Origin of the sequence: Rhizobium sp. Leaf311 (assembly GCF_001423445.1) — a bacterium.
Taxonomy (GTDB): domain Bacteria; phylum Pseudomonadota; class Alphaproteobacteria; order Rhizobiales; family Rhizobiaceae; genus Agrobacterium.
This window is the reverse complement of record NZ_LMNZ01000001.1, coordinates 687,252-709,806: the sequence shown is the minus strand read 5'-3', so window position 1 is coordinate 709,806 and position 22,555 is coordinate 687,252. Positions and strand designations below refer to the sequence as shown.

Annotated in this window: 15 protein-coding genes; 5 read left to right on the top strand and 10 right to left on the bottom strand. The window is 57.6% G+C overall.

Features of this window, described 5'->3' with window-relative positions; genetic code table 11:
- Positions 1–47: 47 nt before the first annotated feature.
- Together ASF69_RS03350 and ASF69_RS03345 are read right to left on the bottom strand one after the other, a co-directional pair.
- On the bottom strand, positions 48–386 hold the full coding sequence (locus ASF69_RS03350; RefSeq protein ID WP_062585656.1) for a hypothetical protein: 339 nt from the start codon (positions 384–386) through the stop codon (positions 48–50).
- Positions 387–523: 137 nt separating this feature from the next.
- A complete protein-coding gene (locus ASF69_RS03345) occupies positions 524–946 on the bottom strand; it encodes a secondary thiamine-phosphate synthase enzyme YjbQ (protein WP_062585252.1) in 423 nt (140 codons plus the stop codon).
- 265 nt (positions 947–1,211) lie between these two features.
- On the opposite strand from ASF69_RS03345, the gene ASF69_RS03340 reads away from it, so the two are divergent.
- Positions 1,212–3,764, top strand: a complete 2,553-nt coding sequence (locus ASF69_RS03340; RefSeq protein ID WP_062585250.1) for an HWE histidine kinase domain-containing protein — start codon at positions 1,212–1,214, stop codon at positions 3,762–3,764.
- 51 nt (positions 3,765–3,815) lie between these two features.
- On the opposite strand, the gene ASF69_RS03335 is transcribed toward ASF69_RS03340, so the two are convergent.
- The 4 genes from ASF69_RS03335 to ASF69_RS03320 all read right to left on the bottom strand — a co-directional run bounded on the left by ASF69_RS03335 (position 3,816) and on the right by ASF69_RS03320 (position 10,155).
- Positions 3,816–4,787: a DUF930 domain-containing protein gene (locus ASF69_RS03335; RefSeq protein ID WP_156461971.1), complete on the bottom strand. Its 972-nt coding sequence runs from the start codon at positions 4,785–4,787 to the stop codon at positions 3,816–3,818.
- A 127-nt stretch (positions 4,788–4,914) separates the two neighbouring features.
- Positions 4,915–6,969, bottom strand: a complete 2,055-nt coding sequence (gene rpoD / locus ASF69_RS03330) for an RNA polymerase sigma factor RpoD (RefSeq protein WP_062585246.1) — start codon at positions 6,967–6,969, stop codon at positions 4,915–4,917.
- Between the two features lie 390 nt (positions 6,970–7,359).
- Entirely contained in the window at positions 7,360–9,339 is a 1,980-nt protein-coding gene (dnaG, locus tag ASF69_RS03325; protein WP_062585244.1) for a DNA primase, read from the bottom strand.
- 363 nt (positions 9,340–9,702) lie between these two features.
- Positions 9,703–10,155: a GatB/YqeY domain-containing protein gene (locus ASF69_RS03320; protein WP_062585242.1), complete on the bottom strand. Its 453-nt coding sequence runs from the start codon at positions 10,153–10,155 to the stop codon at positions 9,703–9,705.
- A 323-nt stretch (positions 10,156–10,478) separates the two neighbouring features.
- Here ASF69_RS03320 and carA point away from each other — a divergent pair, with 323 nt between their 5' ends.
- The gene (gene carA / locus ASF69_RS03315) at positions 10,479–11,684 is read left to right on the top strand and encodes a glutamine-hydrolyzing carbamoyl-phosphate synthase small subunit (RefSeq protein ID WP_062585240.1); all 1,206 of its coding nucleotides are present in this window, start codon (positions 10,479–10,481) and stop codon (positions 11,682–11,684) included.
- Positions 11,685–11,723: 39 nt separating this feature from the next.
- Here carA and ASF69_RS03310 read toward each other — a convergent pair whose 3' ends face one another.
- Positions 11,724–13,121, bottom strand: a complete 1,398-nt coding sequence (locus ASF69_RS03310; protein WP_062585237.1) for an MATE family efflux transporter — start codon at positions 13,119–13,121, stop codon at positions 11,724–11,726.
- Between the two features lie 322 nt (positions 13,122–13,443).
- Here ASF69_RS03310 and ASF69_RS03305 point away from each other — a divergent pair, with 322 nt between their 5' ends.
- Together ASF69_RS03305 and ASF69_RS03300 are read left to right on the top strand one after the other, a co-directional pair.
- Positions 13,444–15,534 carry a methyl-accepting chemotaxis protein gene (locus tag ASF69_RS03305; protein WP_062585235.1) on the top strand — a complete coding sequence of 697 codons (2,091 nt, stop codon included), beginning with the start codon at positions 13,444–13,446 and terminating at the stop codon, positions 15,532–15,534.
- A 127-nt stretch (positions 15,535–15,661) separates the two neighbouring features.
- Positions 15,662–16,144 (top strand): DUF2938 domain-containing protein, encoded by a 483-nt coding sequence (locus ASF69_RS03300; RefSeq protein WP_062585233.1) that lies wholly within the window; start codon positions 15,662–15,664, stop codon positions 16,142–16,144.
- On the opposite strand, the gene ASF69_RS03295 is transcribed toward ASF69_RS03300, so the two are convergent.
- Positions 16,141–17,040 carry a neutral zinc metallopeptidase gene (locus ASF69_RS03295; protein ID WP_062585232.1) on the bottom strand — a complete coding sequence of 300 codons (900 nt, stop codon included), beginning with the start codon at positions 17,038–17,040 and terminating at the stop codon, positions 16,141–16,143. The two genes, ASF69_RS03300 and ASF69_RS03295, sit on opposite strands and share 4 nt — an antisense overlap.
- A 60-nt stretch (positions 17,041–17,100) precedes the next feature.
- On the bottom strand, positions 17,101–17,769 hold the full coding sequence (locus ASF69_RS03290) for a glutathione S-transferase (protein WP_062585230.1): 669 nt from the start codon (positions 17,767–17,769) through the stop codon (positions 17,101–17,103).
- Positions 17,770–18,028: 259 nt separating this feature from the next.
- Here ASF69_RS03290 and carB point away from each other — a divergent pair, with 259 nt between their 5' ends.
- Complete coding sequence (gene carB, locus ASF69_RS03285; protein WP_062585228.1) at positions 18,029–21,517, top strand: carbamoyl-phosphate synthase large subunit; 3,489 nt, start codon at positions 18,029–18,031, stop codon at positions 21,515–21,517.
- Positions 21,518–21,594: 77 nt separating this feature from the next.
- On the opposite strand, the gene ASF69_RS03280 is transcribed toward carB, so the two are convergent.
- Positions 21,595–22,467, bottom strand: coding sequence for an aldo/keto reductase family oxidoreductase (locus tag ASF69_RS03280; protein ID WP_062585652.1), 873 nt, complete (start codon positions 22,465–22,467; stop codon positions 21,595–21,597).
- Between the last annotated feature and the right edge of the window lie 88 nt (positions 22,468–22,555).

Below are 22,555 nucleotides of genomic sequence, written 5' to 3'. Positions count from 1 at the left end.
TCCACGGCGAGGGGATTGATTTTTCTAGACGTCGGTCTGGTTTACCGTTAGCGGCGGATGACAGGGCAGCCGCGGACATTGGCGAAAACGACGCGGTCACGGCCGCGGCGGTCAAAACCGGCGACAACAACGCGGCGTGGGGAAACGTCTACTACGCGCGCCCGGCGCAGGCCCATGCGGCTGGCTTTTTCTTCTGCAAGCCAGGGAGCACAACGGTCGCGATCACGACCGGGACGACCCCAGCCCGGACCACCATGGCGATAACCGTCCTGAACGTAGATGCCGTAGCGAACGTCAGGTCCGGCCGAAGCCGTTGAAGCTGTCGCAGAAATGCCGCCAAGGGCGATAAGGGCCGCAAGGCCAGCTTTTGCAAATGTGCCAATCATGATCATACTCCGTTTCTCGACATTCGCCGGAATGCCCGGTCGATTGGCCAGACGATAGGATGCGCCATGTGAACGTTTTCAGAACTGATTGTTCAGCCCGCGTTCATGATTGAAACGAAATATAAGCGCGCAATCATTCACAGAGAAAGATGCATGATGATCTGGCGATCATGGGGGTGGTTCCTATGTTCGAAGAGGTAAATGCCTTGCCAGGTACCCAAGGCCAGTGTGCCGCTAGAAACGGGAATGCCTATCGAAACCTGCGTCAAAGCCGATTTGATATGGGCGGGCATGTCGTCAGGGCCTTCCATGGTGTGGATAACCCAGGCCATCGAAGGATCGTTCGAGGGAGGAACAAGCCTTGCAAAGAATGTCTTCAGATCTCGCTGGACATCCGGGTCGGCGTTTTCCTGCACCAGCAGGGAACAGGATGTGTGCCGCACGAAAAGCGTCAACAAGCCCTCTTTCGCGGATGATGATTTGACAAAGGCCTTGGCTTCTTCGGTAAACTCGTAGAGACCCTGCCCTTTCGTCGTTATTGTCAGCAATTTTTGTGGCACTAAAACTTCACTTTCCTGGGAACCAAACTGCCTCAATACACGTTGGGCGAAATCACGCGATATTATGTGCGTTTTTCGTCTTTTACTGACGGACAAAGCGGCGCACAAAGGGAACAGCTTGTAGAATGTACGAATATTTCGATGTACAGAACAACCTTGCAAGCAACTCTGTTCCGACTCTCTTTCGCCATAGAAAACTTTTAACAGAAATCACTTTATTAGACCGCTCGACCTCTATCTCAGTTTTCTATCGAAAGACCACTATATGACGTCGCAAGTCCAGCAGGTAGATCTCACCAACTGCGACCGAGAGCCTATCCACATCCCCGGTTTCATCCAACCGCATGGTTGTCTCATCGCCTGCGACAGCGCGATGCGCACAGTGCTGCGTCACTCGCTGAATTGCGACGCTGTGCTGGGTGTCTCCGGGGACATTCTCGGCAAGCCAATCGAACAACTGCTTGGCAATGACGTGGTGCACGATCTTCGCAACGCGCTGACGGTGACGGCCAACAGCAGCCGTCCAGCCATGCTGCCCAAGGTGGAACTGGAGGGCGGCAAGACGTTCGACGTTGCCATTCACCGGTACAAGTCGGTCGCTATCATCGAGCTCGAACCGGCAAGCAACGAGGCACAGCCGCTCCATACCGCCCAGCTGATGATCGATCGTATCCGCGAAGCTGACAATGTCGATAGTCTGATCTCGCGCACCACGAGACTTGTAAAGGCAATCCTTGGCTATGATCGGGTGATGATTTATCGCTTCGAGCAGGACGGGGCCGGAAAGGTTATCTCCGAGGCCAAGCAGCCTCATCTCGAGAGCTTCCTCGGCCAGTATTTTCCCGCAAGCGACATTCCGCAGCAGGCACGGACGCTCTATCTCAAGAACACATTGCGCATCATTTCGGATTCGAACGGCGCGCGCGTTCCCGTAGAACCCGTTCTGGATGTCTCGGGCGAACCACTGGATCTGTCCTTTTCGCATCTGCGCAGCGTCTCACCCATCCATTGCGAATATCTTCGCAACATGGGTGTCGCAGCTTCCATGTCCATTTCCATTATCAATGACGGGCAGTTATGGGGGCTGATTGCCTGCCACCATTATTCTCCGCGCATTTTGCCAATGCCGATGCGCATTGCGGCAGAGATGTTTGGAGAGTTCTTCTCTCTTCACCTGCAGGCGTTGAAGCAGAAGAAAAAACTGGCAACCGCCCAGGATGCCCATGCCTCTCTGGACAAGTTCCTGCGGCTCGCTGCCCATCACAACAACATTGAAGAATTGCTGGTGGAAAATCTGCCGGATTTCAGCAGGCTGCTTCCCTGCGATGGCGTCGGCGTATGGATGAATGAACGCTGGTACAGCGTCGGCGCAGTGCCGCCGGATGCGATGGCCCCACAGCTGGGCCGTCTGGTCAGCTCGATTTCCGAGGGACGCGTCTGGGCAACCCACGCCTTGTTCAATCATCTTCCAGAAGCAGAGCATCTTTGCGGAGATATTGCTGGCCTTCTCACCGTGCCGCTTTCGCAGGTCAAGAACGATTATCTGATGTTCTTCCGCAGGGAGCTGGTGCAAACGCTCAACTGGGCGGGAAACCCGGACAAGTCATATGATACCGGGCCGCTTGGTGACCGTTTGACGCCGAGAAAAAGTTTTGCGCTGTGGAAGGAAACCGTTCACAAGCAGGCTCAGCCCTGGACCGAGGAAGACCGCCAGATTGCCGAAGCCGCACGTGTTGCGCTTGTCGAGGTTGCCTTCCGCCACAGCGAACTGATGGCCGGTGAGCGCGCGCAGGCAGAAGTGCGTCAGCGTATGCTGAATGAAGAACTGAACCACCGCGTCAAGAATGTCCTCGCCATCATCAAATCGCTTGTCGGCAATCCCACCCAGGAAGGCCGAACGCTGGAGCAATATGTCTCCGCCTTGAAGGGTCGTATTCAGGCCCTGTCCTTCGCCCATGATCAGGTCGTGCGTGGCGAAGGCGGCGGCCTGCTACGGGATCTGCTCGACGCCGAACTTTCCCCTCACCGCTCGCCCGACAGCGAAATTGAAGCGCATGGACCGAATGTGCTTCTGGATTCGCGTGCATTTTCCGTCATGGCGCTTGTTCTCCACGAGCTGGCAACGAATGCCGCAAAATATGGTGCACTCGCGCAGGCTGGCGGAAAGCTTACCATCAACTGGGAACTCAACGATGTCGGCGACTGCGTCATCTCATGGCGCGAATTGTTGAAGGGCACCATCACGCCACCTACGAGAACCGGATTCGGCTCAGCGCTCATCAGCCGAAGCGTTCCCTACGATCTCGGTGGGAAAAGCCGGGTCACTTACCAGCCTAATGGTGTCGAGGCGGAGATCATCCTGCCTGCCCGTCATGTCAGCGCCGGTCCTTCGCCCGTCAGTCAGGAACTGATTTTAGCGGACCAGCCGGACTACAAACCTTTTGCTGCGGAGGAATCATTGCGCGTATTTCTTGTCGAAGATCAGATGCTGATCGCAATGGACGTTGAATACATGCTGGAAGCCCATGGCGTAACCAGCATTGAGACCGCCACATCGTCAGCCATGGCCTTGGAAAAGTTGAAGGGTCTGTCGCCGGATGTCGCCATCCTCGACATCAACCTCGGCACCGACACATCCATTCCGGTGGCCTATGAACTTCTTCGTCGCGACATACCGTTCATGTTCGCTACAGGCTATGCCGATGGCATCATGATCCCGCCTGAATTTGCGCATGTGCCCGTCGTTCGCAAACCATACGATGAGGATTCCTTGCTGGGTTCGATCGGCAAGCTGGTCGGAAAGCCTGTTCCCGCATAGTGATTTCGAAGGTCTGGAACGGCCAGCGTCGCAAGCAGTGCGACGCAGCCTCTAATCGGCAACCAACCCGATCTTTTTCACCTGCTCTGCGGTGAATTTCGAACCGATCGCATAACGGAAGCCCGTCACCAGATATTTGTCCATATCGACCTCGCAGCGATAATGGATCGGGTACCATTGCGTCCCGACATTGAACGCACCTTGCGCATCCAGAACATTGCCGACAATGGGATCGTTTTTGCCGATATGTGGCTCCAGCCCCTCAGCAGGTGATTGCCCCTTCCGCTCACTCTTGATTTGGGCAAGGGCTTCGACAATGCACAATTGTGCAACCCGCTGGCGCGGCGGCAACTGACCGAGTATCTGCCTGCGCATGGGCGTCGGCCCCTTCGCGTTCGCGAGGATCTTCTTGGCGGGCTTGAGCTCGGGGTCGCCAGCGCCATCCGGCTTTGCCGCGACATCCTCTTTTTGCTGCGGCTCCACTGTCGGCCTAGGTGCGGGCACAGCCACATCTGCTGCCTCGACGGGCTTCTCCGGTTCCACCGCCGCTATCTCGCCCTCTTGCGCCGTCGGCTTGTTCTCGGATGGCGTCGGCGGCTGATCCGTTTCAGGCGCCTCAGCCGAGTCCTTGCTTTCCGGTTGAGATGTCTCTTCCTGCTTGGCCGGCTCCGGTTCCTCTCGCCCACCCGCCTCTTCCTGCACAGCCGGGTCATCACGCGCGTCAAGCTGCGTGCCGTCAGGGCGAATGGCGACGTTGGGCATCTGCGTTGGAGGTGGCGGCGGCGGAGCGGGTTCTGCCGGTTTGGCTTGCTCAGCCGGCGGTTCTTCCGCCTTCTTTTCCTCAGGCTTTGGCGGCTCCTCCTTGGGAGGCTCTACAAGCTCGACATTCACAGCTTCGGGCTCAGCGGGCACTTCGGCCCCTCCGGGCCATTGGAGATAGAAGGCAACGACGATCAGCGCGTGCAAGATCACGGAGAGCGGAATTGTCCAGCTCGGCTGCCGCCCTTTGCTTTGCTCACGCATATCCATTCAGATGCCGTTCGTGTTCTTTCCGTGAGCAAGAGATAAGTCTTTTGGACGCAAGCACCATCCCAAAAAAGAAAAACCCGGCCAGAAACTGACCGGGTTGATAGTCTGGCTAAGGCAAAACTCAGCTGTCGAGGAACGAGCGCAGCTTGCGCGAGCGGCTCGGATGCTTGAGCTTGCGCAGGGCCTTGGCTTCGATCTGACGGATGCGCTCACGGGTAACCGAGAACTGCTGGCCAACCTCTTCAAGCGTATGGTCCGTATTCATGCCAATGCCGAAGCGCATACGAAGAACGCGTTCTTCACGCGGGGTCAGCGAGGCCAGAACACGCGTTGTCGTTTCGCGCAGATTGGCCTGAATGGCGGCGTCGATTGGCAGAAGCGCGTTCTTGTCCTCGATGAAGTCACCCAGATGCGAATCCTCTTCGTCACCCACAGGGGTTTCGAGCGAGATTGGCTCCTTGGCGATCTTCAGAACCTTGCGGACCTTCTCCAGCGGCATGGCAAGCTTTTCAGCCAGTTCTTCCGGCGTCGGCTCGCGGCCGATTTCATGCAGCATCTGGCGCGATGTGCGAACGATCTTGTTGATCGTTTCGATCATATGCACCGGAATACGGATCGTGCGGGCCTGGTCGGCAATCGAACGGGTGATTGCCTGACGGATCCACCATGTTGCATAGGTGGAGAACTTGTAACCGCGACGGTATTCGAACTTGTCGACCGCCTTCATCAGGCCAATATTGCCTTCCTGAATGAGATCGAGGAACTGCAGACCGCGGTTGGTGTACTTCTTGGCAATCGAGATAACCAGACGCAGGTTGGCTTCCACCATTTCCTTCTTGGCGATGCGCGCTTCGCGCTCACCCTTCTGGACCATGGAAACAATGCGGCGGAACTCGGCAATCGAGATGCCGGTTTCCTGTGCAAGATTCTGGATTTCCTGACGGATATCACGGATCGTGTTGTTTTCTTCGCGCGCGAATTCCTTCCAGCCTTTTGCGGCCAGATTGGCAATCGACTTCATCCAGTTCGGATCAAGTTCTGCACCATGATACTGCTCGAGGAAGCTGTCACGCTTCACGCCGTAGGACTCAGCCAGACGCAGCAGACGACCTTCGTTCTGCATCAGACGCTTGGAAATGTCGTAGAGCTGTTCGACAAGGCTGTCGACGCGGTTCTGGTTCAGCGAAAGCGACTTAACAGCCGTGATCAACTGATCCTTCAGTTCCTTGTAGCGACGTTCCTGACCGGTAGAAAGCGTGCCGGTGCAAGCAAGGCGTGCTTCGACCTGCTGATCCTGAAGCTTGCGCAGCTTCTTGTAGGTATCGGCAATCGTATCCAGCGTTTCCATGACCTGCGGACGCAGTTCCGCTTCCATCGCAGCAAGCGAAAGGTTGGACTCGTCGTCGTCCTCCTCTTCCTCTTCATGCGGAAGGCCTTCACCGCCGACATTGGTCACGTCATCGTCGCCACCGGGATTGCGCAGACGGCGAACCTTTTCCTTTTCCTCGGCGGCCTTACGGTCGGCCTCGATCTTTTCCGGGCTCTGGAACTGCGGAGCAGCCTTGGCTTCCGGACCGGAATAGGTCGTTTCGAGATCGATGATCTCGCGCAGAAGCGTCGTGCCTTCGTTGAGTTCGTCACGCCAGATGATCAGCGCCTGGAACGTCAACGGGCTCTCGCACAGGCCGGAGATCATCGTCTCGCGGCCAGCCTCGATGCGCTTTGCAATGGCGATTTCGCCTTCGCGAGACAGCAGCTCGACAGAGCCCATTTCGCGCAGGTACATGCGCACCGGGTCGTCCGTGCGGTCGGTCGGTTCTTTCTTCTTGGCAGTCGCAAGGGCCGTGCCGCTGGAAGGCGCAAGTTCCCCGCCTTCGGACTCTTCAGCCTCGGAGTCACCGTCTTCGGTTTCGGCGGTCGCCTCTTCGGCGTCCTCGTCCTCGATGACATTGATGCCCATTTCACTGAGCATCGCCATGATGTCTTCGATACGGTCAGGGTCGACCTGATCCGACGGCAGAACCTCGTTCAGTTCATCCATGGTGACATAGCCGCGTTTTTTCGCGGCTTTGATCATCTTTTTGACCGCGTCATCCGAAAGATCGAGAAGCGGCCCATCCGTCGCGCCATCGCGTTCGTTTTCAGCTTCTTCGTTTTCTTTGACTTTGGTTGCCATTTATCTCGTCGCTTTCCCTGACGCTAACATCCGCTTCGCCGCAAGGCCGTTTACCCCTGAGGGCACCGGCCATGGCCGCGAATCATTGTCAAACACCTAACGGAATGATCTTTAATTGCCGATTAAACACGGCTGCCACAGGCGGAATATCAAGACATTGCATTCGGAAATGCTTATGTATGCAGTTTCGATCCGCCAAGGCCCATTCCACCTTACTTTTCCTGGAATGGTGATTCCCGCTATTTCCCTTCACGTCAAGCCTTTATGGCCTGCCCAAGGGCTAAAAACCTAAAAACGCCGTCATTACAGCGACATTTCGCGGACCTCACCAACTTATCCCCTATTTAGGTCTATCTGCACAAAAGACAAGCCTCAACAGCCGCAAAAGGCCTAGCCGTGGCTATAGGCCGGACCCTTGACCCTGCCGGACATGACACCGAAACCATCGATGATCGCCTCCTGGTTCTCCATCCGCCCGATTTCGAGCTGGACCTCGGAAAGCGCGCGCATCAACTGAACCATCCGGTCTCCATCGCCCGCCTCGGTAGCCTCTGCGATCTCTCGCTCCAGATCAATCTTCTGCCATCGCAGCGCCTTGGTTCGCTTGTGCAAAGACAATGCCTGCGTATAACCCTCACGCGCATCTTCAAGCGCCGCCTGCTCGGTTGCGGTCCACAGCCGCGCATTTCGCACCTGCTGGTTCATGGCCTTCACCAGCGGTTCGAAACCCTGGGCTTCAAGACGCGATGCAAGTCCTTCGCGCGAAAGTCCGGCAGCGCTTTCCGCAGCGTAAGTCAGAACCTGCGACCAGAGCTTCTGCAGATCGCGGTTCTCATAATCGATGGCGGCAATCTCGTCATATTCCTCCAGCAACAGCTGCGGATGATTGACGATTGTCAGCGCCAGAACGCTTTCGCGCAGGGCTGGCGTTGCCAGATACCCCTTGACGAGTCCGGACTGGCTGAGCCTGTCCGATATGCTGCCAGAGCCGGTCGTCGTGCCTCTGGGCGGCACGCGCTGCCCCCCGCGCCCGGCACCGGCATCGCCGCGGCCATAATTCTTGTTAGACGCGTTACCACGCTGGAATTGCGGCTGGAAGAATGCATTCAGCCTGTCGCGCATATCCTGCTGATAGAACCGACGGACGCTTTCGTCGCCAATGACGGAGACGATCTGGCGAAGGCGGTTTTCCAGCTCGGCGCGCTTTTCGGGCGTATCGAAGGTCACCGACGCCGTTTCGCGGCTCCATATCATCGCGGCCAGAGGCTTGGCTTCCGAAAGCACACGGTCGAATGGCGCCCTGCCCTCGTGGCGGACCAGATCGTCGGGGTCCTTGCCATCGGGCAGAAGCGCAAAGCTGACGGAGCGGCCCGGCTTGATGTGCGGCAGCGCAAGGTCGGCAGCGCGGCTGGCGGCACGAATGCCCGCGCCGTCACCGTCGAAACACAGGATCGGCTGCGGCGACATCTTCCACAGAAGATCAAGCTGGCTTTCCGTCAGCGCGGTACCGAGCGGCGCCACCGCATTTTCGACGCCAGCCTGATAAAGGGCGATGACGTCCATATAGCCTTCCACGGCGATGACGGTGCCCGACGATTGCGTGGCTCGACGCGCGCGCGCGAAATTGTAAAGCACATTGCCCTTATGAAAGAGCTCCGTCTCATTGGAATTGAGATATTTCGCCATGGCATCGGCGGCCATGGCGCGTCCACCAAAGGCAATCACCTTTTCCCGCGACGAAAGAATGGGGAACATGATGCGATCACGAAAACGGTCATAGGAGACCGGCACGTTTTCATGCACCACCAGCCCGCAGGCTTCCATCTGCTCCCTGGCAATTCCTTTTGACGCCAGATGTTCTTTCAGCGCGTTGCGACTGTCTGGCGCAAAGCCAAGGCGGAAGGTTTCGATCGTTCGTCCCGTCAGGCCGCGATCGCGCAGATAGGCCCGCGCTCTGGCGCCCGCCGCGGTCTGCAACTGATCCTGAAAGAACAGGGTCGCCATTTCCATGACATCCTGCAAGGTCGCCCGCTCACGCTCGCGCCTTTCCGCCTGCACATCCGGCTGCGGCATGGCCACACCGGCCATATCGGCAATCTGCTGGACGGCTTCGGGAAAGCCCATGCCATCGAGGTCAGTCAGGAAGCGGAAATGGTCGCCGGAAACGCCACAGCCAAAACAGTGGTAACGGCCCTTGCGATCTTCGCAGTGGAAGCTTGGGCTTTTTTCGCCGTGAAATGGGCAGCAGGCCCAATAGTCTCCCTTGGATGCGTTGCTCTTCTTCCTGTCCCACGTCACACGTCTGCCGATAACATCGGAGATGTTAACCCGGTCACGTATCTCGTCGAGAAATGAGTTTGAAAAGCGCATCTTTACCTGGGATCACCGCCTGTTTCGGCCAGTCCTTTATATAAGCGCAGCCCGGCTCCATTACCAAGCGCAGAAACCGACCGTACCCGATATTCACAGGCGCGACACCATCATTGCAAATCACATGCCCCAACTTCGGGCAAAATGAAGGCAGAGCCGAAAGCCGAAACATTATGTTTTTGTAATTTGAAGGAGGGCTTTCACCGACATATCGTTGCTGCGTCGGCATGAGGCCGAGTATGCGTGATGCCTGATATCGAGCGACATCCCCCATGACCGCCCGATACGCGCTTCAAGCGTGTGAGCGTCCCGTACATGAAAAGGCAGGGTATCCACATATGCCCTGCCTTTTTATATTTCGTGCTACTTCAACAATTCCTTGATCAGGCCGGACGCCTTGCCGAAATCGATCTGGCCGGGATAGCGCTCTTTGAGCACGCCCATCACCTTACCCATATCACGAAGGCCGGAGGCCTCGGTCTCGGCAATCACGCCCTCAAGGATCGAGCGAACCTTCTCCTCGGGAATTTCTTCCGGCATGAAGCTCTTGATGATGGCGATTTCCTCGCGCTCATGCTCCGCCAGCTCGCCGCGACCAGCCTTGTCGTAAATGGCTGCGGATTCCTCGCGCTGCTTGATCATCTTGGCCAGGATCTGCAAAATCTCTTCGTCCGAAACCGCATCCTTGCCTATGCCGCGATTGGCGATATCGCGATCCTTGACGGCAGCCTGGATGAGGCGGATCGTTGAAATCTGCCGCGAGTCGCGGGCTTTCATGGCCTCTTTCAACGTATTGGCAAATGTATCGCGTATCATGGCTTTCTCCCTGGAAAAGCCGCAGGGACCGGCAAATTCCGGTCGTGCTTTTCCGTCACAAATTTGCCGGTGACATAAACGAGCAACGGCGGCTCGGCAAATCATTTACCTAAAGCTTTGATTTGCATCATCTTAAATTCCGGTTAATTGTTGCGCCCGTGGTTGACCGGCAGCACCCCTTTCGTTATTTTCCGGCACCTGCACAGGATTTTTAACGAAGGTTACGACGCGAAGGCTTTCGCGCGCCCTTATCCGCGACAAAAGATGACCGCTTAGCACCTGCCTTCCTCCTGGCGGGCCCAAGTGGCAGAAACGGAAACGAGATGACCGAGACAGCACCCTGGACCACCCGCAAACCCACCGCCATGCTCGTTCTGGCAGATGGCACCGTGATCGAGGGAACCGGCATCGGCGCAACCGGCAAGGTTCAGGCGGAGGTCTGCTTCAACACCGCATTGACCGGTTATGAGGAAATTCTGACCGATCCTTCCTACCTCGGCCAGATCGTTACCTTCACCTTCCCGCATATCGGCAATGTCGGCACGAACGAAGAAGACATCGAAGACCTGACGCCCGCTGCACGACGCGGCGCGGTCGGCGTCATCTTCAAGGCTGACATTACCGATCCTTCCAACTTCCGCGCCGTCAAGCATCTGGATGCATGGCTGAAAACCCGCGGCGTCATCGGCCTTTGCGGCGTCGATACGCGCGCGCTGACCGCCTGGATCCGTGAAAACGGCGCACCGAACGCCGTCATCGCGCATGACCCGAATGGCGTTTTCGATGTCGAAGCGCTGAAAGCGGAAGCAAAGGCTTGGAGCGGTCTGGAAGGTCTCGACCTCGCCATCGAAGCCACGTCCGGACAGTCGTCAGTCTGGAACGAAACGCCCTGGGAATGGAACAAGGGTTACGGCACGCTGGGTGATACGGCGGCGAAATACCACGTCGTCTGCATCGACTTTGGCGTCAAGCGCAACATTCTGCGTCTCTTCGCTGGCCTCGACTGCAAGGTGACCGTCGTTCCCGCCCAGACATCGGCAGAAGACATCATGGCCTTGAAGCCGGATGGCGTGTTCCTGTCCAACGGCCCCGGAGATCCGGCCGCGACGGGCAAATATGCCGTTCCGGTGATTCAGGACCTGATCAAGACCGAGTTGCCGATGTTCGGCATTTGCCTTGGCCACCAGATCCTTGGCCTTGCCGTTGGCGCAAAGACGGAAAAGATGCATCAGGGCCACCATGGCGCAAACCATCCGGTAAAGGACTATACGACCGGCAAGGTGGAAATCGTCTCGATGAACCACGGCTTCGCGGTGGACACGAAGTCCCTGCCTGAAGGCGTCGAAGAGACTCACATTTCGCTGTTCGATGGCACCAATTGCGGCCTGCGCATTACCGGAAAGCCGGTCTTCTCCGTGCAGCACCATCCCGAAGCCTCGCCTGGCCCGCAGGACAGCCATTATCTGTTCCGCCGCTTCGTCAACCTTCTTCGCGAAAAGAAGGGTGAAGAGGCGCTTGCAGAGCGCTGATAAACGAACGGAAACAACCGATTTTTGCGGCCCGCCTTATCAGCGGGCCGTTTTCATTTCGCGCTTTACCATCAGGTAGAAACGGGTCGTCAACAAGAGAGCGGCGGTCGAAAGACCCATGATAAAGCCGAACCACACCCCACGACCGCCAAAGCCGAGAGGAAATGCTGTGATCCAGGCCAGCGCAAGGCCGATGGGCCAATAGGAAATCAGCGCCAGTATCATCGGCACCCGCGCATCCTTCAGCCCACGCAAAAGACCGGCCGCCACCGCCTGCATTCCATCCACCAGCTGAAACACCCCGGCAATGATGACAAGCGTGCTGGCATAGGCGAGCACGTCTGTCGCGCCCGGCAGCGCCGGATCGAGAAACCAGCTGGCCAGATATTCCGGCTTGAGGGCAAAGAACAGTCCACCGCATGCCGCAATGACGCAGGCAACGGCGTAAACCGTGATCGCCGCGCGAACGAGGTTCGGATAGTCTCCCTGCCCATGCGCAATGCCGATCCGCACTGTTGCCGCCTGTGACAGCCCGAGCGGGATCATGAAGGCGATGGAGGCAAGCTGAAGCGCTATTCCATGCGCCGCCAGTTCGATTGTGCCGATCTGCCCCATCAGGATAGAGGCTGCGGAAAACAGCGTCACTTCTGCAAGGATGGTAACGCTGATGGGCAGACCAAGCCTGATGACTTCCCAGAGGGCATGAAGATCAGGCCGCCAGAAACGGACAAAGAGTTCATAGCGACGCGTTTCATCGCGCGTCTGAATGTAGACGACAATGAACAGGAGGCTGAAGGCGTTGACGATGACCGCAGCGTAAGCGGCACCGATCATGCCGAAGGCTGGGGAGCCGAAGTGCCCGAGAACAAGCGCATAGGCCAGAACACCATTTATCAGCAGCATGGCGATGGTGGCGTAGAGAATGATGCCGGCGCGCCCGATGGCGCTGACGAGGCCGCGCATCACATAGAACAGAAGTGCAGGCAGCAAACCGAACTGCGCTATCGCCAGATATTCCCCGGTCTGCCGCGCTACCGCAGGGTTTTGTCCCAGTGCCAGCAAAATCTTTTCCGCACTGAAGAACAGCGGCATGGTCAGCAACCAGTAGACGATTGCCACCCACATGCCCATGCGCAGCGAACGGCGTGCCGATGTCGCATCTCCCTGCCCATAGGCATTGGCGACCATGGGAACGACGGCAACAGAGAAGCCGGAGCCGAAAATGAAGACGACAAAGTAGAATTGCCCGGCCAGCACCATGGCGGCCAGCTTTTCGGCACCCAGCTGCCCGACGATGACCATATCCGTGGTGTGAATTCCCAACTGCGCCAACTGCGCACCAATCAGCGGAATTCCCAGGGCCAGAGTTGCGCGCAGATGTGCACTCCAGGAATCGGCAGTTACCTGGGGTTTCGTTTCCGCGACCGTAGAAGACATGGCATCACCTCAAAAAGAAAAGCCGCTGTCCTGCAAAGAAGGAGAGCGGCGCATTGCCTGAATAAGACAATCGCAGCAGATGCGCAAGAATGCGGCAGACGCGCAAAATCGCGGCAGGGTTAAAGATTGATTAACTGAAACATTCACTTACCGGAAAAAAATATTGGCGAGCGACACGACTATTAAAGTTTCGTCATGCAACAATGATACGGTCCACAGAACAAGTTGCGACTTTCTGGCTGCATGAGGCACGCCAAACCAGCCCCCAGGCATGTCCCCCATCCAAATCCGGAAGAACCGGTCTCTTTTTGAGGTCCATACATTGTCCAGAAAATCGAATTTGATGACGCGAATTGTCGTGGCGGCGTCCTGCGTCGTCGTTGCGGCTTTTGCAGGATTTTCCATTTATATTGATGGGCTCCAGCGTGATGCGGCTAACCATTTCGTCGAAGACAAGATCAATGCGGCAGGCAAGCAGTCGGCACTCAGCGTTGCCAACTGGCTGAATGGCCGCGTCATGATGACCGAGATGGTGGCTGCGTCCATGGTAACGGCAACGACCCAGGAAAAGCTGGAGCTTGCCCTGCACAATGAGGTTCTTGCACGCGAATTCAAATCCGCATATTTCGGCGATGAAACGGGTGCGTTCAACAACTTCCCATCGACCAAGATGCGCGAAGGTTACGACCCACGCCAGCGTCCGTGGTACCAGGCTGCGGTCAAGGCCAACTCCACCGTTCTGACCGAGCCTTACACGGATGCCACCACCGGCAAGCTCGTGGTCAGCGCCGCCCTGCCCGTCAAGCGCGATGGCAAGCTGGTTGGCGTTGCCGCCAGCGACTTCCTGCTGACAACATTGGTTTCCATGATCGGCTCGGTCGATGCGGGCAACGGAGGCTATGCGTTTCTTGTCAACAAGGATGGCAAGATTCTGATCCATCCAGACGAAGCCATGATCAACAAGACGCTGACCGACCTCTTCCCGGTCGCAACGCCGAAAATCTCCCAGACCGTCTCGCAAACCCGCATTGGCGACGCTGACAAGATGACCAGCTTTATTCCAGTCCCCGGTCTTCCCGGTGTCGAATGGTCCGTGGGTCTCGTCATCGACAGCAACACCGCGTTTGCGTCCATCACGCAGTTTCGCATCGCAGCCGTCGTCGCCACCATTCTGTCCGTCGCTGGCATGATCGCCTTCCTCGCCTTCCTCATGAACAGCCTTGTCATCAAACCCGTGACGCGCATGACGCTCGCGATGGAGCAGCTTGCAGACGGCAATCTGGACGCGACCATTCCCGGCCAGGAGCGCAAGGACCAGATCGGCTCAATGGCAGCTGCCGTTGCCGTGTTCCGCACCAACGCCGTGGAGCGTCGTCGTCTCGAAGGCGATGCCGAAGAGACAAGAACGCTTTCCGAGCAGGAGCGCAACGAGCGGGAAAAAACCGCCGCCAAGGATGCTGCAGACATCCAGTTCGCAGTCGACTCCCTGGCGGAAGGTCTCGCAAACCTTGCCAATGGCAACATGCATCACCGTATCAACACACCGTTCATTCCGCGGGTAGACCGCTTGCGTGAAGACTTCAACACCTCGATTGCCAAGCTGAATGCGGCCCTTGTCACTGTTGGCAAGAATGCAAATGCCATTGATGCAGGCGCAAACGAAATTCGCCATTCTGCCGATGACCTTGCTAAACGCACGGAACGGCAGGCCGCATCCGTGGAAGAAACCGCAGCAGCCCTGGAAGAAGTCACCACCACCGTGAAGGACTCCGCCAAGCGCGCCGAAGAGGTCGGTCGTCTTGTCGCCCGCGCCCGCAGCAACGCAGAACAATCCGGCGCCGTCGTCAGTGATGCGGTCAAGGCCATGGAAGGCATCGAGCAATCCTCGTCCGGCATTTCCAAGATCATCGGCGTCATCGACGAGATTGCCTTCCAGACCAATCTCCTTGCCCTGAATGCGGGTGTTGAGGCGGCTCGCGCTGGCGAAGCAGGCAAGGGCTTTGCCGTCGTGGCTCAGGAAGTGCGCGAGCTTGCCCAGCGTTCCGCCAATGCAGCAAAGGAAATCAAGGCGTTGATCGGCGCTTCTACCAGTCAGGTGGAAATCGGCGTTTCGCTGGTTGGCAATGCCGGAAAGGCGCTCGAAACCATCGTGGCGGAAGTGCAGGAAATCAACACGCACATCAACGCCATCGTCCTTGCATCGCGGGAACAGTCGACCGGGCTGCAGGAAATCAACACCGCGATCAACAATATCGATCAAAGCACGCAGCAAAACGCCGCCATGGTGGAAGAGCAGACCGCGGCAAGTCACGGTCTTGCTTCCGAAGCGGCAGCGCTTAACGCACTGATTGCGCAGTTCAAGCTGGCGAAGGAACAGTTCGGCCAGAACTCCGACTACCGCAGCGCGGCCTGATAAGACCGACGTGGCTGCAACAGCGGCCACGTCCTCCCCACGCGTCGGTTTGCGTTTCCAGTGGGCTTGTTAAAGCGTGGAAAAACCGACACCCTGCCCGCCGACACAATCCAGCGGGGAGAACATGATGTCGGACATCATCTGGCGAGGCGTTGCAATGGGAATTGGCGGCACGGTCTTCATGGACCTCTGGGCCATCATCCTGCACCGGTTCTTTGGCCAGTCCGCTCCCAACTGGGCACCGGTTGGGCGATGGTTCTGGCACCTGCCCAAGGGCAAGGTGTTCCATGACAATATTGCCAGCGCCCCGCCCTACAAACACGAAAATGCGCTTGGCTGGATTTCCCATTACGCCGTTGGTATTCTTTACGGCATCCTTCTGGCACTGATCGTGCCAGCGGGCTGGTTCGGGACGCCAACCTTCGCACTTCCCTGGCTGGTCGGCATTGTTACCGTCGCCGCAGGGTGGTTCCTGTTGCAGCCGGGCCTCGGCATTGGCTGGGCCGCATCCAAAACGCCAAACCCCTGGAAGGTGCGCGCTCTCAACCTTGTGGCGCACACCATCTTTGCGCTTGGCATGTTCGTTATAGCGCTGCTGCTAAGCCGTTAGATATCTGCAGAAAACGTATCGCAGTCCTCTACGCGGCCGCTTTCGAAGCCCTTGCGAAACCATTCGGCGCGCTGTGCGGACGTACCGTGGTTGAAGCTATCAGGGACGACATATCCTTGGGACTTCTTCTGCAGAGTATCGTCGCCGATCTGATGAGCCGCGTTAATCGCCTCTTCTAGATCGCCTGTCTCCAGAATGCCCTTCTGCTGGGTGGATTTGCCCCAGATGCCGGCATAGCAATCCGCCTGCAACTCGACCCGGACGGACATCTTGTTGGCATCCGTTTCGTCCATGGCCTGCCGCTGACGATTGAACTCAGGCAGTACACCCGTCAAATTCTGGATGTGATGACCCACTTCATGCGCGATGACATAGGCCTGAGCGAAATCGCCCGACGCACCAAAACGTCTGTCAAGTTCGCGGAAGAAGTCCGTATCGAGATAAACCTTACGATCTTGCGGGCAGTAGAACGGGCCGCTCGCAGAGGTCGCCGTGCCGCAGCCTGAACGAACCTGGCCCGCAAACAACACAAGAGTAGGCTTCTCATAGGTTTCGCCGGAGGAGCTGAAGATCTTGCCCCATGTATCCTCGGTTTCCGCCAGAACGGTACGCACAAAGGCGGTCGTTTCATCAGAGGATTGACCCTGCGGACGGGTGCCGGTTGTCTGCTGGCCGCTGGTGCCACCATCCATGGAAACGTCGCCGCCTGAGAGAAGCGTTAGCGGGTTGATGCCAAGCGCCCAGCTGATCAAAAGAATGACCACAAGGCCGCCGATGCCAATACCGCCTCCCCGCCCGCCGGTTGGAAGACGAAACCCGCCGCCTCCCATGCCGCCAGACGACATGCCGCGCCTGTCTTCAATATTGTCGGATTGGCGACGCCCTCTCCACTGCATATTTATCTCCCCTTGAGTGCCTTGCTGAACGCTTGAGGGGAGAAAGCGTTCCGGGAAGCCTCAGCTATTGGCGTAGATATAGGCGCCGCCGCGTTCCAACGCGCGCTGATAGGCGGGGCGGGCACGGATCGTTTCCAGATAGCGTCGGATTGCCGGGCGGTTTTCCATTCCGCCTGCACGGCTCATAGCCGCCTCGACGGGAAAACTCATGGCGATATCCGCGCCTGTCAGCTCACGCCCGGCAAACAGACCGTCTTTCGCAAGCTCGCTTTCCCAATATGCGGTGTGATCGGCAAGCTGGGGATCGACCAGTTTGCTCCCCACGCCCTTTGAGATCATCGCCGCCATAGGCTTTAGGAAGAAAGGCACCTGTGAGGGGATGCGGGAAAACAGCAGCTTGAGCAGGAGAAGCGGCATGGCTGAGCCTTCGGAATAATGCAGCCAGTAAACATAGCGCCTGTAGGCGTCCGTTCCCTGCTCCGGCCGGAAGGCACCCTTTCCATAGGTATCGAGCAGATACTCGATGATGGCGCCGCTTTCTGCGTAGACCTTGCCGTCATCTTCTATCACCGGCGATTTGCCCAGCGGATGCACGGCTTTCAGGCTCTTCGGCGCGCGAAGATCGGGCCCGCGCTTGTAAGTCTTTATGTCATAGGGAATTTCAAGCTCTTCCAGCAGCCAGAGAATCCGGTGCGCGCGAGAATTTTCGAGATAGTGAACAGTAATCATTATGCCTTTGCCCCTGCCTTTGGAAACAAACGTAATTGCTTATAATGTCTATACGTTTTTAAAGGCGGAAAGGATCAGCGCGCAACACGCTATTCTGACGAACGAACTTTCCTGTCAGAAAGAGAAGATTCGGGGTTCCGTTATCAAAAACATTTGCCTATAAGCCGCTTCTAGCCTGAAAAGATTGGAATTGCGCACGCCGGCCGGTGAGTTTCACCATGGCCGTTTTTTTGCGCAACAACAAAAGCGGAAGAGAGCCATGCCGAAGCGCCAAGATATTAAGTCCATCCTTATCATCGGCGCTGGACCGATTGTCATCGGTCAGGCATGTGAATTCGACTATTCCGGCACGCAGGCCTGCAAGGCGCTGAAAGAGGAAGGCTATCGCGTCATCCTCGTCAACTCCAACCCTGCAACCATCATGACAGACCCCGGCCTGGCGGACGCGACCTACGTCGAACCGATCACGCCCGAGGTTGTCGCAAAGATCATCGCCAAGGAACGCCCGGACGCACTGCTGCCCACCATGGGTGGCCAGACCGCGCTGAACACGGCCCTTTCGCTGAAGCGCATGGGCGTGCTGGATCGCTACAATGTCGAGATGATCGGCGCGAAGCCTGAAGCCATCGACATGGCCGAAGATCGCGCGCTGTTCCGCGAAGCCATGAAGCGCATCGGACTGGAAACGCCGAAGTCGATGCTGGCCAACGCCACCGACATCAAGGATGCCGACCGCAAGACCCACGAAGCCGCGCGTGCGGACCTCAAGTCCAAACTTTCTGGTGCCGAACTCGACAAGGCACTGGATGATCTGGAAAATCAGTGGAACCTTGGCGAGACGGACCGCAAGCAGCGCTACATCAGCCACGCAATGGCCATCGCAGCGCAGGCCATCGACGTGGTTGGCCTGCCAGCCATCATTCGCCCGTCCTTCACCATGGGCGGCACCGGCGGCGGCATTGCCTATAACCGCTCGGAATTCTTTGAAATCATCGGCGGCGGTCTCGATGCTTCCCCAACCACCGAAGTGCTGATCGAAGAATCGGTTCTCGGCTGGAAGGAATATGAAATGGAAGTCGTCCGCGACAAGGCGGACAACTGCATCATCATCTGCTCCATCGAAAACATCGATCCTATGGGCGTTCACACGGGTGACTCGATCACTGTCGCCCCGGCCCTGACGCTGACGGACAAAGAATACCAGATGATGCGGAATGCATCGATCGCTGTCCTGCGCGAAATCGGCGTGGAAACCGGCGGCTCGAACGTGCAGTTCGCCGTCAACCCGAAGGATGGCCGTCTGGTCGTCATCGAAATGAACCCACGCGTTTCGCGCTCCTCTGCACTTGCGTCCAAGGCAACAGGCTTTCCGATTGCCAAGGTCGCGGCCAAGCTCGCTGTCGGCTATACGCTGGATGAGCTGGACAACGACATCACCGGCGGCGCCACACCTGCATCCTTCGAACCATCCATCGACTATGTCGTCACGAAGATCCCGCGCTTTGCCTTCGAAAAATTCCCGGGCGCTTCGCCGATCCTTACCACGGCCATGAAGTCGGTTGGTGAAGTCATGGCGATTGGCCGTACCTTTGCCGAATCCCTGCAGAAGGCGTTGCGCGGTCTCGAAACCGGCCTAACGGGTCTCGATGAAATCGAAATCCCCGGCTACGAAGAGGGCGAAGGCTCCAAGAACGCCATCCGCGCCGCCATCGGCACTCCGACGCCAGACCGTCTGCGCATGGTCGCACAGGCCCTGCGCATGGGCATGTCCGAAGCCGAAGTGCATGAAAACAGCAAGATCGATCCCTGGTTCATCGCCCAGTTCAAGGCCATCGTGGACATGGAAGAGCGCGTGCGTGAGCATGGCCTGCCGCAGGATGCCGAGAACCTCCGTTCGCTGAAAGCGATGGGCTTCTCCGATGCCCGTCTTGCCAGCCTGAGCAAGAAGCGTCCCAAGGAAGTGGCAGAGCTGCGCAACAGCCTGGAGGTTCGTCCCGTCTTCAAGCGCATCGACACCTGCGCTGCCGAATTCGCGTCGCCGACCGCCTATATGTACTCGACCTACGAGACACCATTCGCGGGACAGCTGCGCTCTGAAGCCCAGATTTCGGATCGCAAGAAGGTCGTCATTCTCGGCGGTGGCCCGAACCGTATCGGCCAGGGCATCGAGTTCGACTATTGCTGCTGCCACGCCGCCTTCGCGCTGAAGGATGCGGGCTTCGAAGCCATCATGATCAACTGCAACCCGGAAACCGTGTCCACCGACTACGACACTTCCGACCGCCTCTATTTCGAGCCGCTGACGGCTGAGGACGTGATCGAGATCATGCGTGCGGAGCAGGAAAACGGCGAGTTGGTTGGCGTCATCGTGCAGTTCGGCGGCCAGACACCGCTCAAGCTGGCCGAAGCATTGGAAAAGAACGGTATCCCGATCCTCGGCACGGCGCCTGACATGATCGACCTTGCCGAAGACCGCGACCGCTTCCAGAAGCTTCTGATGAAGCTTGATCTGGCGCAGCCGAACAACGGTATCGCCTATTCGGTCGAGCAGGCCCGCCTCGTGGCCTCCGAAATCGGCTTCCCGCTGGTCGTTCGCCCATCCTACGTTCTGGGTGGCCGCGCCATGCAGATCATTCATTCCGAAGGCCAGTTGCAGACCTATCTGCTGGATACGGTTCCGGGCCTCGTTCCTGAAGATATCAAGCAGCGTTACCCCAATGACAAGACCGGCCAGATCAACACGCTGCTGGGCAAGAACCCGCTTCTGTTCGATAGCTACCTGACCAACGCCGTCGAAGTGGACGTCGATGCACTATGCGATGGCGAAAACGTCTTCGTTTCAGGCATCATGGAGCACATCGAAGAAGCTGGTATTCACTCCGGCGACAGCGCCTGCTCGCTGCCATCGCGTTCGCTTTCCAAGGAAACGCTGGACGAGCTTGAACGCCAGACGACGGCCATGGCCAAGGCGCTCAATGTTGGCGGCTTGATGAACGTTCAGTATGCCATCAAGGACGGCACCATCTACGTTCTCGAAGTCAACCCGCGCGCCTCGCGTACCGTGCCATTCGTCGCCAAGACCATTGGCGCTCCGATTGCCAAGATCGCGGCTCGCATCATGACCGGCGAGAAGCTGGATGCAGCAATCGCCGCCTATGGCGAAAAGCCGGATCCACGTAATCTCAAGCACATTGCCGTCAAGGAAGCGGTCTTCCCATTCGCCCGCTTCCCCGGCGTCGACATCCTGCTTGGACCGGAAATGCGCTCCACGGGCGAAGTCATCGGCCTCGACAGCGATTTCGCACTGGCCTTTGCAAAGTCTCAGCTTGGTGCTGGCGTCGATCTGCCGCGCTCGGGTGCTGTCTTCGTATCCGTACGCGATGAAGACAAGCAACGCGTCCTGCCCGCCATCCGCCATCTGGTGGAAATTGGCTTCAAGGTTCTGGCAACCGGCGGCACGCAGCGCTTCCTTGCGGAACAGGGCATCGATGCCGAGAAGATCAACAAGGTACAGGAAGGCCGTCCGCATATCGAAGACGCCATCCGTAACCGTCAGGTCCAGCTGGTCATCAACACCACTGATAGCAACAAGGCGATCTCGGACTCAAAGTCGCTGCGTCGCGCAACCCTGATGCAGAAGGTGCCATACTACACCACAATGTCCGGTGCTGAATCTGCCGCGCTTGCAATCAAGGCACTGAAAGCGGGCAGCCTCGACGTAAAGCCTCTGCAGAACTACTTCGCATAAGCAGGATCAACCTTCGTTCAAATTGAAAAGGGCGCGTCCGAGGACGCGCCCTTTTTTCCATGTGGCGATAGGGCCGGTCAGCCGTTGGCTGCAACGCTTTCCAGTTCAGCCATGACCTCGTCAGAAAGGGCGATAGCGGCGGCACCAAGATTTTCGTGCAGATGAGCCACCGAGGACGTGCCTGGAATAAGCAGGATATTGGGTGCACGGCGCAACAGCCAGGCAAGCGCGACCTGCATTGGCGTCGCCTCAAGCCGCTGGGCGACATCCGACAGGGTGGAGGATTGCAACGGACTGAACCCACCCAGCGGAAAGAATGGCACATAGGCAATGCCGTCGCGGGCGAGATCGTCAATCAGTTGATCGTCGTTTCGATGCGCCAGATTATACATGTTCTGGACACAGACGATGTCAGCAATGTGCCTCGCCTCGGCAATCTGGCTGGCGGTGACATTGCTAAGGCCGATATGACGGACCAAGCCTTGCCGCTGCAACTCCGCGATTGGCGTCAGCAAAGGCTCGATCGAACCTTCCGCCGGACCATGCACATCAAACATGATCCGCAAATTGACGACATCGAGAACGTCGAGCCCGAGATTGCGCAGATTATCGTGCACAGCCTGTGTAAGTTCCTCCGGCGAAGTTGCCGGGTTCCATGATTTGTCGGCACCGCGCGTGGCGCCGATCTTGGTGACGATGGTCAGGTCATCGGCATAGGGGTGCAGGGCCTCACGAATGATTCTGTTGGTAATATGAGGCCCATAGAAGTCGCTCGTATCGATGTGATTGACGCCCGCTTCCACCGCCGCTTGCAAAACCGCAACTGCTGCGTCGTGATCCCTGGGAGGTCCGAAAACCCCCTGCCCTGCTAATTGCATGGCTCCATATCCCAGACGCCCGACAGAGCGGCTACCGAGTTTGAATGTACCGGCTTTTTGCATGGTGTTCATGATCATCTCCTGTGATGCAGCCACACTAGCGGCTTTGCCCTATGAGCATAACTGGGTACAATCGATACAGACTGTGCGAGAGAACGAA